This window comes from Lacticaseibacillus sharpeae JCM 1186 = DSM 20505, from assembly GCF_001436225.1.
Lineage (GTDB): Bacteria > Bacillota > Bacilli > Lactobacillales > Lactobacillaceae > Lacticaseibacillus > Lacticaseibacillus sharpeae.
Window position 1 is genome coordinate 1 of the sequence record NZ_AYYO01000044.1, and the last position, 13106, is coordinate 13106.

Here is a 13106-nt window from a genome sequence, read left to right on the forward strand (position 1 = left end):
GCATTGATTTAGATGTTATTTTCAGAAGTGGCTAACTTGTACTTGAAATTTACCATTATTTTACAAGTGAGGATAAGCATATGGCAGCAGACACGGCAGTATCACCCGCATTTATTGCATCAATGCAGGCGAAGTATTCAGCAACGTATCAGGCAACGGCAGAGGAGCAAGCGCGCGGGTTTCGTCTGATTGCACTCAATTCTGCAGCGAATGATTTAAGTAATCCCATAATTGGGACAAAGGGTACGTACTTGTTCCGGTACGCGATGACTTTAATCCCGTTGATTAAACCCGAAACTGACAAAACAGCAATTATCATGATGATGAATCCTGGCAACGCGGGAAAGAAACCGGGGGAATCTACCGTGTCCTCGGATAAGGCGTTGACACATCTCTATTCGGAGATTGGTAATGTCTATAAACGGATAATAATTATCAACACCATGCCGTTTTATCAGGCCAAGTCATCCAGGATTGGTGAGCAGATTAAAGAGCTCGAGGACAGCTATGGCATTGACTCGGAGACCTGGCAAAGAGGAAATCTTGATACATTCAGTGCTTACCTTAAAGCACTGGCTGATGGTGGTGAAATTGATTATGATGTTCTGCTTGGAACAGGCGAACTGAAGCCATATAACCGCAGTATTTTCTATTCACTAATTAACTTGCTGCCAAATAAAATTATCAACGAAAATCTGTACGCTGTTCAGTTGCTGGGTGGTGGGGATGCTGCTTATCTAAGCAATCCGTACAACCGGTTTAGTGTTAGCCGCGAAAATTGGCAGCATGTGGATCTTGTTCCAACGAAGATTAAGCAAGAACAAATCTATCATCTTAAAATTAGTGGTGCATCCGGTAACTCAACTAATACGCCGTCGGTTGAGACAAGTTCGACGATGCCCGTGAAGGATACTCAAGATGAGGCAGAAGAGGACCCATGGCAAGCTGAACAGGATGAACAACTGCAACGATATGAGCAGGACATGAAAACGGCTGAAAATGATGTGAACGCATATGTCCGTCAGATTGCTCAAACAGCAGTGCCAGCATTGCTTGCTAACATTAAAGAAGCTCAAGATGAATGGTTAAGCAATTACATCTATATGGATCCTGAAGATTTGGCAGATACTGGCACTGACGTTTTGCCAATTCCAAGAGATGTTGATGTGACTGTAGTGATAAACAAACCTTTTGAATACCACGAAGATGGTAATATTGAAGGGTTTGAATGGCTTCGGTCGCCTGCCTTGGGCGGATACCCATCCGTTTATGGCTCATATCTGGCTAAATTACTGAATGATCGTTACGGAATCTACTCCAATGAAAGTTTCAACAAGGAAACGTTTCATTCATTCTATGCGATGCAGGTTAACTTTGAATACGGTCAATCAATCTATGCACCAACAAACGGGTCGTTTTATGGCCAGGAAAACATTCCAGCCGGAGCAAATGTCATCACAATAAATATGAAGGCATCCGTCTCAGCACTGTTGGATCCAGAAGCTGTCAGTCAGATCAGCGAGCAAGTAGGTCGTAAAATCGATGTTCTTCCTGCGGTTAAGGCAGGTGTGTTGGCTAGTGACGACTTCACACTTGTTGGGTACAAGGGTAAGAACAGTAAATACTATGCAGATCAAAAAAAACACGATAATCACGGTGTCGCGGTATTTACCACAGACGTGTTTGATAAATGGCGTAAGGGCAAGATTGAGACTAACGAGCAGAAGTGGCAAAGGGAACAGGGGAGATAGTTATCATGGATGAAATGATTGATATGATGCCTGTTTGGACATTAGGAGATGGAGCATGGGTAGACTGGTCGGACTTCACAACAATGGATGTGCCCGTTAGCCGGCGGTGGAATTCGAATTTCAAAGTGCGGCAAACAATTGTTGACCGTGAAATTGGTATGAAACCATTAACCCGCATTACGAACACAAATGGAAGTGGTGTATACGCTGCGAACTATTTGCGTTATGCACTAGAAGTGGTGGATACAACACAAAGTGGTTCGGATAGGCCACTTATCTTAATCATGAAAAATCCTAGCTTTGCGACAGTTTGTGAAGCCGATGATACTGCGGCACTGGCGCAACGTTTGCTGAGTATTAAGGGGCACCATCAGTATCGTTACAACCATTTAATCATATTAAATTTAAGCCCTGTAGTCTGCTCCCAGGCATTTAGATTGCATGGTGATATATCTGAAATTGATGCAAATCATGCTAAAAAAATTCAGATATTTGACGTAGATCACATTGAAAAAAGTGCGGCCAATCCGCGTAGTTCACTGGAGTTTATCAAAGGCAATAGAAATATATTTGATCAAACTTTGAATCTTAATGCGGAGTTTATTAAATCTGTTTTCATGGAGTTGATTCATAAAAAAGTTATTTATGACGTTATGATTGCTACGGGTTCTTTGGGAAAAATTGGAACGTCAATTAAAGTTAACGGAAAAAGTAAGTTCTTCTCGCTAGATGACGATGGAGTTAATAAACTTGTTAATGAATATAGCCAAATCATGAACATGATTAGCGAAAATTTTGTTTTGAACAATGACCTGCAATCTTTAAGCAAAGCTGATCCCAACTTGCCAAGCTATAAGCTAATGGCTACGGAGGTAATGTCTAGCAAGGAAGGATTCGGTTACGCGAAACACACTTCTAGTATATTTGGTCGAGGATCAAAGGTTGATAGTAGCTGGTTACCGACATGTGTTACTTACTCTGGTGCAGTCGTTAGTGTTAATGACGGCGGACTTAGGCCAATTTAAATGAATACTGTCAATTACCAGTGAATTTATTTGATTACAAAGGGAAGAATTTAAATGGTATTTGCTTATCCAGAACCTCACAACAAAAAAGAAGCAGTGAAGCTTCTTGAATCACTTTCGCCCTCAACATTTAAGCGCGTCAAAGTTGCAACCAAAAATTACGTTTTGGGCAGACACAATAGTTCAAATATTCGAGTTGAGTTTGATAAGGCTAATCTTGATTCCAAAGGTCTAGCAAAGGCGGTTAGAATGGTTGCCGTTACTAATGACTTTTTCCGTACGCTTGATTATGAAATATCGTTGAATTTATATTGGGCTCAAAGCTACAGGAAGACATATGAAAAGTATGTAGATAAATGGTTCCTATCTGAGTTCAATCAAGGACAAATATATAGCGTGTCGTATCTGTACAAGTATGTTGAAAAAAATAGCCGTGCTGAGGTGCAACAGGATATATCAAATAAGCAGGCACGTAAAGATAAGCAAAAGGAAAAGTACAGGGAACAGCGCTATCGAGATAAAGAACGTAAGCAAGTTGAACAGCAAAAACAAGCTACGGAATTTTATCATAGCATCCGGCATAGCTATATTCTTTTCTGGATTTTTATAATTATCGGATTCTTTATTGCTGCAAATTTAAGGGTTAATTATCGGCCCGTGTTCAGCTCGAGTATACCAACCTTAATTACGCTTCTTCTAGTCATATTACTTTATAGGTTTGGAAAGGATAAATTAAAATTAGGAGGGAGAAGATACTTTCTATTCATCATTGTTTTAGCGGCATTTGATGTCCACCCTACTTGGGCAATTATCACAATTGTACTAATGTTAATTCCGCTGAACAATGGACTGATTTCTAAAATTTTTAGGCCTACAAATAAGTAATAAATATGTGGGATTAGGATAACCCATTGACCATGAATGTGCGAAAATACAGTGTCATTGTTTGTATTAACATGATACTAATTCTGTAGTACGGGAATGTCCACCAAGTGCAAGACTGGTGGGCATTCTTTATGTATATTTACTATCACCATTGAGGCGAGAAAATAGAATGTCACAACTTTATTTCAACATGCCAAAAATGAGTTCAATTTTCAGGAAAATGCAGTCTTTTCGGCATTTTGATAATAGCAAATCTATGACAACAAATATTATAGCGTTGTAAGACTAACATTATGTAGTAATATGCACTTGTAAGCGTTATTGAAGTCAAAAATAATAATTAAGAATTGGAGAGAGCTATGACAACAGATTTAGTACAAGCAATTGCAGATGCCATTCAGGCATTTGTAGTGGTCGCTTCAATTTGCGTGGCCGGCTGTAGGTACTTGTCAACACGTAAGAACCGGGCTCGGACGGCAATTATTCAGATGTTTAATTTGACCGACAGTTTTCCTAATCTAGTGGCCGAACAGATGCGGTATGACGCGATGCTTGCAGAGGAACGTGTGGAACTCGCTAAGCTTCGCGACTTGGAAGTGCCGGATGGTCCAGATATGCTTAACTGGGAGGCCATGATTCAGGAGACACAGAGTTTTCGGAATAATTTTATGGATGCCAGTCATGATTTGTGGGCGGCGCTTGATGACACCAGTTGGGGATGGGGCAAGTATCAAGATGAGACACGGAAAGTTTTAAATAATACCGCCAGCATTGAACAAGGCTTAAGTCGATTGTTGAATGCACTATCCGGTGAGGATCATAGTAATGTTCAGCAAGAGAAAGACACGCTTGCAAAACGACTGATTAATTTCAATAAGTCATTGGCGAAGTTAGGCGCTAAACGCAATATTATTATGGAAGATGAAGCTAATGCATATATGCCAATGCTGTTTGAATATGTAAACCTGGGAAATAATATTACGGATATAATCAAAAAACAGCTGTCTGAGTCAGAGAAAGAGATTGATGCAGCCGCGATAATTAGAGAAGAGCTGACTGATCCGGAATCACGATTGATGCAGTTGACGCGGCCCATCTCTTATCATCTTCCCCTGCTGAGTTCAAAGGATATTAGCGACTTACAGAAGTTGGCGGATAAACATCAGCTGCAGTTTCTAAAGTTAAATTCGGATGCTAAATTTCTCAACAAATGGATTGATGATAGTGAGGTTTCGGAGGTGCGACGAGCTCAGTATGAAATTTATAATCGTCGACCAGTGAACTCACCGGATGCTGTATGGCTAGCTAAAGTGAAAAGGCAGGTGCTTGATGAAGCGATACGGCGTAAGACGTTACTCGGGAAGAAAAAAGTTTGTGCATTGCGTCGTGTTTTGACTACCAGTCCGAAATCTGGAAAGGTGCAGTTGGTTAAGGCGGAATTTCACAGCAACATTGTTAGTGCAGAGCTAAACAAATTCCTTTGCGATCATCCTGGCGTAACTGTTGAAGATATCTTTCAAAAGCAATTCATTACTAATAAGGAGACCCTATGACAAAACTATACCGTGCATGGTTTCGTGCCAAGAAGAGTGGCAACTACATCGCTAGTTACCATATTGACAGCGTCGAGCAATTCGGGTTGCAGGAGACCGCTGATCCAGAGCAGGCAGTGTCGATTATAACTGATCGAACCGCACCATTTGAGGTGGAGGCCCGTCTTTTTCAAGCCTTTAGTCGCCACCCGAATACAAACGGGATTCCGCTGGATTTATCGACTATCATTGATGCATTTCAGATTGTCCGGCGGTATTGTGACGTCGAAGTTCAGGAAGTGCCGGCCGGGACAGAAGAAGGCCGGGAGATAACGTATGTTGTCGGAGACGCGCGGGTCGACTTTGACCGGTTCGGCGCAGAACGACAGATTGCGCGCGATGATAATCGGATTCTTGATATGGACGAGCCAGACTGGGCGAATCGGCGGTTCATGGTATTGAATGCGGGCCGTTTTGTTGACGGTCAGTCTGGTGCATTTTATCCAGGAATTACCGTTGCGGGACCAGATGAAGCAGTATTTTGGGCTCTACCTGATGCATTCATGGACTGGGCGGCAGTTGCTAATGAGCTGGATGCCTTCCCTTGTTCGGTACAATTTGCCGAGACGGAGGATGGTGAACCGTACGCGGCAATTCAGCCACACTTCAAGCCATTGGAGGACAAATAAATGCGAAAAGTTGCCTTTGATACCTACGAAACTTTTTCTGACGCACCCGAGACACAGCTACCGGCCATATTCACAAATACGAGCATTGGTATCAAGCTGGATTCAGAATATGCGATTAAGTTTCTCACCGATGTTGAGCAGGACGAGGATGGAACAATTAACCTTTCTTGGAGTGATAACCCTGCAGATGGAATGGCGCTCTTTTCCAAAAAGAAGGTAGGGCAGTACGCTGGCCTCTTGCAAAGTTACGCAATCAGTAGGGGAATGAGTCCGAAAAAGGCAGCCAAAGCCATTTACTTGGTGCCCCGGAAAACTGGGTATCGCTCGTAAGGTTTGGGTAAGGGGGACTATTAATGCCTAGTTTTACAGATAAATTTTCTAATGAAGACTCATTCGCATACTGGCCAGTGCCGACAGAAGCAGATTTGAGCACGCAGACGGCGCGTAACATCGCTTTTAAGGAGGCATATCAACCGGATTTGCCAGCAGCTGTTCGCGCCGAGTTTGCAAACCTGACGGATGCCGAGTGGCAAGCCAGGATGGCGGCAGTTAAGTATGTGCTTGTTGGTCTTAATCCTGGCAACATGGGTACTGCCGGCAACTTTAGCAATTTCCACGGGAACCCAATTAGCAAGGACTACAATTTGGGCGCGGTTCTTTATGGCACAGAGGTCTGGGGCGCCTTCATGACTGATCTGTCGCAGACTGTGGAGAGCGACTCCAGTGATGTGCGCATCACCGAGGCGGACGTCAAGGCGCTGTACCAGCATCTTGACAACCTGGGCATTCCAAAGACTGCGAAAGTGATTGCTATGCACAGCAAGGTCCGAAGTGCGCTGGGGAAGAAAGCGGCGCAGGCTATACGGTCGTTCGATGCTGATGCGCAATTCATCTATCATTACTCCTACAAGATGCATTCAGCGGAGGAATATTCGCAGAAGAGCCGGGATTTACTTGAAGCACTGGCGAAATAATATAATCCCTGAGTTAGCGACACCGCTGCCGGATATGTTCGGCGGCGGTGTTGTTTGTTTGACTGTAGATTGATTTAAGGGCAGTGGTACGTTTAATAAAAATGGTTTAACACAATACAATGCGGCTCCATTATGCAGCGTGTATTCGGAAGTTCGTTATTTTATCTTCATGCAAAAAACAAAGACCATTTTCTACATTCTAGAGCACAAATTATGTAATCATGTTGTAATCTGAAAATCGGCCAAGCTGGCGTGAAAATTTGACATCGAGAAACCGTGCTTTTAGGCGTTTTCCAAGTTGATCAAGTCGTGAAAACGGTTTGCAAATGATTTTCGAGCATTTGGTGTTGCATTTACGCAAGTTTTGCGGGTTGCTCAAGTAGCGCAAAAAAGGACCGAATGTTATTTCACGTTTTAGTTATTGTAAAGGTGGGCAATCTAGCATACACTAATGTTAACAAAAACGTACGAAATTTAAGAAATACTTGGGAGTCTTTCGTTGTTTACGGGGTGTGGACAACGGAAAGAGTTAGTTTAGGGGATTAGGTATGATGGACCAAAATATTAATTTACACGTTAAGGCTCGGCGTCCAAGGGCACACGCCGAGAATTTGTCGTCAGTATATCTGGTCGGCAAGCGGATTTTTGACATTCTTGCTAGTGCAGCTGGGCTTATCATTCTGGCGATTCCGTTCCTCATCATTGGCATCATCATCAAGCTGGACGATCCTAAGGGCGGTGTGTTCTACTCCCAGATTCGTTTGGGCAAGGACGGCAAGGAGTTCCGGATGTGGAAGTTCCGCTCGATGGTTTCTAATGCTGATCAGCTAGTCGACAAGTTGATGGAGCAGAATGAAATCGAAGGGGCGATGTTCAAGATTAAGGACGATCCGCGTATCACGCGCATTGGTGCTTTTATCCGCAAGTACTCAATCGACGAGCTGCCACAGTTGTTCAACATCTTGAACGGGGACATGAGCTTGGTTGGCCCACGTCCGCCTTTGCCGCGTGAGGTTGCGGATTACACGGAGTACGACAAACAGCGTCTGGCGGTAATCCCTGGTGCCACCGGTTTGTGGCAAGTTTCCGGCCGTAGTGATGTTGGATTCGATGAAATGGTCGACCTCGATATCGAATACATCAACACGGCATCTTGGTGGAATGACATAAAAATCCTGTTCCGGACCGTATACATTGTGATTCGGCCGAACGGGGCATACTAGAAATTGCAAACACATATTATGGAAAGCTTCCGTCACCCAACCGTGACGGAAGTTTTTTTATTTTTCCTGAGCCACATTTGCCGCTTTTTGAAATCAATTTAGCTCTGTGATTCGAATTTATCGTAAAAAAGCGACAGGCGGGGTTCATGGTGTCACACTGGTATTACCAAGCACAGTGTTTCCTGCATCTGCAGGCATAACCCGGTGGTTCCCGCTCGGGCTGGAGTAATCCTTAAATGTTCCCTGCATGGCGGGGGGTGTCGCCACGGTCGTTTGAAGAATGACTGTGGCTTTTTGTGCTCAATTTGTGTAAACGCCTCCCACTGTTGTACCCGTCATGCTATAATTACCCCATAAATCCAAGAAAGCACGAGGTCCCGCCAACAATGTGCAACTAAGAAATTCTCACCGTCACTAACTGCACCTCCCAACACAGGGGCGCAGTGTGCACTTTGGGGATTCTGTTGCGCCGGGGACCAAGCACGGCGCCAGCAAGTCATCGCGACCTGCTGGCTTTATTTTGCTTAAAAACGGAATCGCCATCGAGAAGGAAACACTCATGGCTCAAATACAAATCGAAAACTTAAGTTATATTATTGCTGGCAGCATTCTCTTCACCACCGACCGCCTAACCGCACACACCGGTGACCGCGTGGGGATTGTGGGCGCAAATGGTGCGGGCAAGACCACTCTAGGCCGAATCGTCGCTGGCGCCACCACCGATTTTGCGGGCAAATTGCAGGTGCACGGCGCAGTCACACTGGTGCCGCAAGTTGCGCCAACCCGCGCCAAGTCGGGCGGGCAGAGTGTGGTGGCGCGGGTTCGGGAGGCTATGGCGGCTAACCCGGAAATCCTAATTCTGGATGAGCCTTCCGCCAACTTGGACGAGCAGCATCAGGAATGGCTTAAACAAATAATCGCGGCCTACAAGGGTTTGCTGCTACTCATCTCCCATGACCGCACGCTGCTCAAGACGGTCGCGACGAAAATCTGGGCGGTACGTGACCAACGCTTCACCGAGTTTGGCGGTTCCTACGACGAATACGTCGCGGACTACGAGGCACGCCAGGCTGCCGCCACGATTACGTATCGCCATGAGCAGCAAGCAATCCGCGATTTGGAGCTGGCTGCACGCAAGCGTCGGGAGAAAGCGGCCCACGTTCGTAAAGGCAGCAAGGCGATGAGCTCGCGCGAGTTGAAGACGAGTAAGGAAAAACGCGAGCTCAACGCGGCCAAACTCGAGCGTAGTGCACACGCAATGCTGGAGCGGGCGGTGCGGGATAATCAGGCGGAAAAGCCTACGCATGCCGGTTTCATCAAGGTTGTCGGCGCTGATTTGCCGCCGATTGCAGGTAAGTCGGTGCTGCGCGTGGCCCACTTCAACCTCGTTCGCGCCGGGCGGGAATTGCTGCACGATGTGAATTTCGTCATCGCACCGGGTGACCGTGTGAGCCTGACCGGGGCCAATGGGAGCGGCAAGACCACACTACTCACCGCCATCATGGCCCGCAAGTCGGGGATCGCCTTGGGGCCGAGTGTGCGCAGTGGTTATTTTGCCCAGGACATGTACACGCTGGACGGTTCGCGGACCGTTGAACAGACGGTTGCCGCGGCGACCAGTCTGGATATGAACCGTTCGCGCCGGCTGATGGGTGCCTTTGGCCTGAATGCCCGCTTCTATCCGCGGCTGGTTAGTGCCCTTAGCGGCGGGGAGCAGGTGAAACTGCAGCTACTCACGGTGCTGCTCGGCGCGCATAATTTTCTGATTCTAGATGAGCCGACCAACTACCTTGACCTGCCGGCAATCGAGGCACTCACTAAATTCCTCCAAGGGTATCCCGGTACCGTGATGTTTGTTGCCCATGATCAGGAGTTTCGCCAGCAGGTCGCGACCCGAACACTGGCGATTGAATGCCAGCAGCTGCGTGAACCGGCGCGGGTTGCGCAGGGTGTGCTGCCCAGTGATTTGCCGGCGCTGCAATTCAAGTACGATCAGATGATGCTAGCTGACGACGCCAATCCGGAAGAACTACGCGAGCTGAGAACGCAAATTGCACGTGCCAAGCGATGAGAAATGGTGCGTGAAGCTATTAACGGCTGAGCTTGCAGATGATTTTCTTTTGGCGCATGTCACTTAAGATTGCAAAGTGAATTTTTCCCCCGCACACGCTATACTGTTTATATAGAAGCAAAACGAAGGAGCCCACACAGTGCAGCGCAAAAAAAGTCACGATAATACCCGATTCAAGTTCATCATTACCGGCCTCGTCATCGGTGCGGCGGCCGGTTTTGTCGTGGCCTTATTCCGCCTGTTGATTGAGAAGCTGCTCGACTTCATGAAGTACCTCTACATGCACCCGACACCGCAAATCATCATTGGCATCGTGATTGTCAGCATTATCGCCGGGCTGTTCATCGCGCTGCTGGTTAAGCAGCAGCCGAACATCTCGGGCTCCGGGATTCCGCAGATTGAAGGCCAGCTCCATGGCGACCTGGACTTCAACTGGTGGGCCATTCTCTGGCGCAAGTTCGTCGCCGGGGTCATCGGCATCGGCTCCGGGCTGTTCCTCGGACGGGAAGGCCCGTCGATTCAGCTCGGTTCCGCGGTCGGTCAGGGTTTCGCGGATGTGCGCGGCAAAAGCGGGGCGGACCGGCGTGTCATGATTGCGTCGGGGGCCGCGGCCGGCTTGTCCGCCGCGTTCAATGCGCCGCTGGCCGGGACGATGTTTGTGCTGGAAGAGGTGTACCACAACTTCAGCCCGCTTGTGTGGATGACCAGCCTGGCCAGCGCGGTGGCGGCCGACCTCGTGTCGCTGAACTTCTTCGGCCTGACACCGGTGCTGCACCTGGTGTACCTGAAGACGATGCCCGTGTACATGTACTGGCACATCATTTTGCTCGGGATTCTGCTGGGCCTGCTGGGGATGCTCTATAGCAAATGCACCCTGGCGATGCCGCGCGTCTACGCACTGACACATTTGTCCCGGCCGCTGCAAGGACTGATTCCGCTGCTGCTGGTGATTCCACTTGGCCTAGCCGTGCCCGACTTACTCGGGGGCGGGAACAGCGTCATTCTGAGCTTTGGTGCCCACGTGCCGCTGCTGTGGCCACTCATCTGGATGTTCGTGATTCGCTTCGTTTTCTCGATGATTTCGTACGGTTCCGGCTTGCCCGGCGGTATTTTCCTCCCCATTTTGACGCTGGGGGCCGTCATCGGCGGCGTGTACGGCGTCTTCATGGCGGACATGGGCCTGTTGCCACGCGTGTACATCATGAATTTAATTATCTTTGCGATGGCCGGTTACTTCGCGGGGATTGGGAAGGCGCCCTTCACGGCCATCCTGCTCATTACCGAAATGGTCGGCTCGATTAAGAACCTGCTGCCGCTGGCATTGCTGTCACTGACGGCGTTCACGGTCACCGACCTGCTCGGCGGCGCGCCTATCTATGAAGCCCTGCTCAGCCGCCTCGTGCTGCCTAACCAGCTGGGCCGACTGCACCAGCCCGTGCGCTTCGAGCTGCCGATTTTTGCCGGCGCCACGCTCGATTCGGCGCAGGTGCGTGACTTCCAGTGGCCGACAGATAGTCTGCTGGTTGAAATCCGCCGCGGTGATGACCGCCGGATTCCGCATGGCGATACCGTCCTGCGCGCGGGCGACACGCTCGTCATCATGACCGACGAGCGGCACCAGCGGGATGTGCGCAAGGTTATCGAAAAAGTGGCGGAAGCGCCGGAGACGTAGAAAAAACGCGGGAAAAAGTAGGCAATTTCCGTTACTTGTGGTAGTCTAGGAGTAGTAATTTTTGTGCGGAAGGGCGAAACGTGCCTCCGCGGTATAACTGGAGGAATTTAACGTGCAGTCATTATTGACAACCCTGCTGGTAGTCGACTCGGTGCTTATCGTCATCGCAGTCCTCATGCAGCCAAGTAAGCAACAAGATGCTCTGAGTGCTTTGTCCGGGGGCGCAACCGACCTGTTCGGTAAGTCCAAGTCCCGCGGGTTCGAAGCGTTCATGGAGAAGGTCACCGTCGTGCTCGGTGTCGTCTTCTTCGGCCTGTCCATCGCTCTGGCATACCTGTCTTCTCACTAAAGATAGATTTATGTCAGTTCGCGGTTAGCTCAAGGCATTGCAAGCAACGGCCATGCATCCGCACCGAGGATGCATGGCCGTTTTTTCAAATGACGAGTTGATAATGACGCCAAAATCGAGTGTAGTCATGCAAGGAGGTTAGTGTATGATCAGAATCCCATCCGCAGTTGAATACGACGGCGACCACTCCCGGCCGGGGATTGTGCTCCTGCATTCCTTCACCGGCAGCAGTCGCGACATGAAGTTCCTCGCGCCAGCGTTGAACGCGGCGGGGTACGGCGTATACGTCCCCGTCCTGCGCGGTCACCACGACCGCACCGTTGCCGGCCCGCTGCTTGGCGGCAACCCCGACGATTGGTGGCAAGACGTTCAGGCCGCGGTTGCGCGGATGCGGCGGACGTATCCAACCGTTGCGGTATTTGGCCTGTCGCTCGGTGGGGTGCTGGCCATGCGTGCCATTGCGGAGCTACCCGATGTGGTGGCCGGCGGCGTCATGGCCGCACCCATTTGGCAGGGTTCACCGTACTTTACCCGCACCGTGCACGGTTACTTTGATTACGTTCAGTATTATACTGGAGTCAAGGCGGACAAAGCAGCGCTTGCCCCGGCGATTGAGGAGCAGCGCGGCGCCATTCGCCATCTGGCCCACGGCGTGATGCGCGATGCACCGACAGTGACCAAGCCAGTGTTCATCGCCCAGGGCGGCAAGGACTCGGTGATTAATCCGGAGACAGCGCGGCAGACGCAGACACACCTGCAAAACGCACCGACGGATTTTCACTGGTATCCCGATGCTGACCACATTCTCACCGTCGACCCCGCACACAAGCAGCTGGAAGCCGACATGATTGCGTTTCTCAATCGGCTGGCTTAGGCCGCGGTGGACTTTTAATTAGACAACTATAAATTTATAAAATACGGCCTAGACCGTACAG

General features: G+C 48.7%; 12 protein-coding genes. All 12 read left to right on the forward strand.

All coding sequences use genetic code 11. The annotated features are described in order from the left end of the window. Nucleotides 1-80 precede the first annotated feature (80 nt). The 12 genes from FC18_RS08340 (at nucleotide 81) to FC18_RS08395 (ending at nucleotide 13045) form a co-directional block, all read left to right on the forward strand. Nucleotides 81-1751: a hypothetical protein gene (locus FC18_RS08340; RefSeq protein ID WP_056976048.1), complete on the forward strand. Its 1671-nt coding sequence runs from the start codon at nucleotides 81-83 to the stop codon at nucleotides 1749-1751. Between the two features lie 5 nt (nucleotides 1752-1756). Continuing rightward, on the forward strand, nucleotides 1757-2776 hold the full coding sequence (locus FC18_RS08345; RefSeq protein ID WP_054677156.1) for a hypothetical protein: 1020 nt from the start codon (nucleotides 1757-1759) through the stop codon (nucleotides 2774-2776). A 54-nt stretch (nucleotides 2777-2830) separates the two neighbouring features. After that, on the forward strand, nucleotides 2831-3661 hold the full coding sequence (locus tag FC18_RS08350) for a hypothetical protein (protein ID WP_054677157.1): 831 nt from the start codon (nucleotides 2831-2833) through the stop codon (nucleotides 3659-3661). Nucleotides 3662-4020: 359 nt separating this feature from the next. Beyond that, nucleotides 4021-5214, forward strand: coding sequence for a hypothetical protein (locus FC18_RS08355; RefSeq protein WP_054677159.1), 1194 nt, complete (start codon nucleotides 4021-4023; stop codon nucleotides 5212-5214). Continuing rightward, nucleotides 5211-5882 carry a hypothetical protein gene (locus FC18_RS08360; RefSeq protein WP_054677161.1) on the forward strand — a complete coding sequence of 224 codons (672 nt, stop codon included), beginning with the start codon at nucleotides 5211-5213 and terminating at the stop codon, nucleotides 5880-5882. Before FC18_RS08355 ends, FC18_RS08360 begins: the two co-directional genes overlap by 4 nt. Continuing rightward, the gene (locus tag FC18_RS08365; protein ID WP_054677166.1) at nucleotides 5883-6212 is read left to right on the forward strand and encodes a hypothetical protein; all 330 of its coding nucleotides are present in this window, start codon (nucleotides 5883-5885) and stop codon (nucleotides 6210-6212) included. It begins immediately after the preceding gene. Nucleotides 6213-6235: 23 nt separating this feature from the next. Beyond that, a complete protein-coding gene (locus FC18_RS08370; protein ID WP_056976050.1) occupies nucleotides 6236-6856 on the forward strand; it encodes a hypothetical protein in 621 nt (206 codons plus the stop codon). A gap of 551 nt (nucleotides 6857-7407) precedes the next feature. Next, complete coding sequence (locus tag FC18_RS08375; protein ID WP_054677427.1) at nucleotides 7408-8079, forward strand: sugar transferase; 672 nt, start codon at nucleotides 7408-7410, stop codon at nucleotides 8077-8079. A gap of 559 nt (nucleotides 8080-8638) precedes the next feature. Beyond that, nucleotides 8639-10150: an ATP-binding cassette domain-containing protein gene (locus tag FC18_RS08380; protein ID WP_056976052.1), complete on the forward strand. Its 1512-nt coding sequence runs from the start codon at nucleotides 8639-8641 to the stop codon at nucleotides 10148-10150. Between the two features lie 139 nt (nucleotides 10151-10289). Further along, nucleotides 10290-11822 (forward strand): ClC family H(+)/Cl(-) exchange transporter, encoded by a 1533-nt coding sequence (locus FC18_RS08385; RefSeq protein WP_056976054.1) that lies wholly within the window; start codon nucleotides 10290-10292, stop codon nucleotides 11820-11822. Between the two features lie 112 nt (nucleotides 11823-11934). Continuing rightward, entirely contained in the window at nucleotides 11935-12171 is a 237-nt protein-coding gene (gene secG / locus FC18_RS08390) for a preprotein translocase subunit SecG (RefSeq protein ID WP_054677169.1), read from the forward strand. A 145-nt stretch (nucleotides 12172-12316) separates the two neighbouring features. Beyond that, nucleotides 12317-13045, forward strand: a complete 729-nt coding sequence (locus FC18_RS08395; RefSeq protein ID WP_054677171.1) for an alpha/beta hydrolase — start codon at nucleotides 12317-12319, stop codon at nucleotides 13043-13045. The last annotated feature ends 61 nt before the right edge of the window (nucleotides 13046-13106 follow it).

Coding starts and splice junctions, on each gene's coding strand:
- FC18_RS08360 (WP_054677161.1), top strand. CDS start 5,211: ATGACAAAACTATACCGTGCATGGTTTCGTGCCAAGAAGAGTGGCAAC.
- FC18_RS08340 (WP_056976048.1), top strand. CDS start 81: ATGGCAGCAGACACGGCAGTATCACCCGCATTTATTGCATCAATGCAG.
- FC18_RS08375 (WP_054677427.1), top strand. CDS start 7,408: ATGGACCAAAATATTAATTTACACGTTAAGGCTCGGCGTCCAAGGGCA.
- FC18_RS08355 (WP_054677159.1), top strand. CDS start 4,021: ATGACAACAGATTTAGTACAAGCAATTGCAGATGCCATTCAGGCATTT.
- FC18_RS08370 (WP_056976050.1), top strand. CDS start 6,236: ATGCCTAGTTTTACAGATAAATTTTCTAATGAAGACTCATTCGCATAC.
- FC18_RS08345 (WP_054677156.1), top strand. CDS start 1,757: ATGGATGAAATGATTGATATGATGCCTGTTTGGACATTAGGAGATGGA.
- FC18_RS08395 (WP_054677171.1), top strand. CDS start 12,317: ATGATCAGAATCCCATCCGCAGTTGAATACGACGGCGACCACTCCCGG.
- FC18_RS08350 (WP_054677157.1), top strand. CDS start 2,831: ATGGTATTTGCTTATCCAGAACCTCACAACAAAAAAGAAGCAGTGAAG.
- FC18_RS08365 (WP_054677166.1), top strand. CDS start 5,883: ATGCGAAAAGTTGCCTTTGATACCTACGAAACTTTTTCTGACGCACCC.
- FC18_RS08380 (WP_056976052.1), top strand. CDS start 8,639: ATGGCTCAAATACAAATCGAAAACTTAAGTTATATTATTGCTGGCAGC.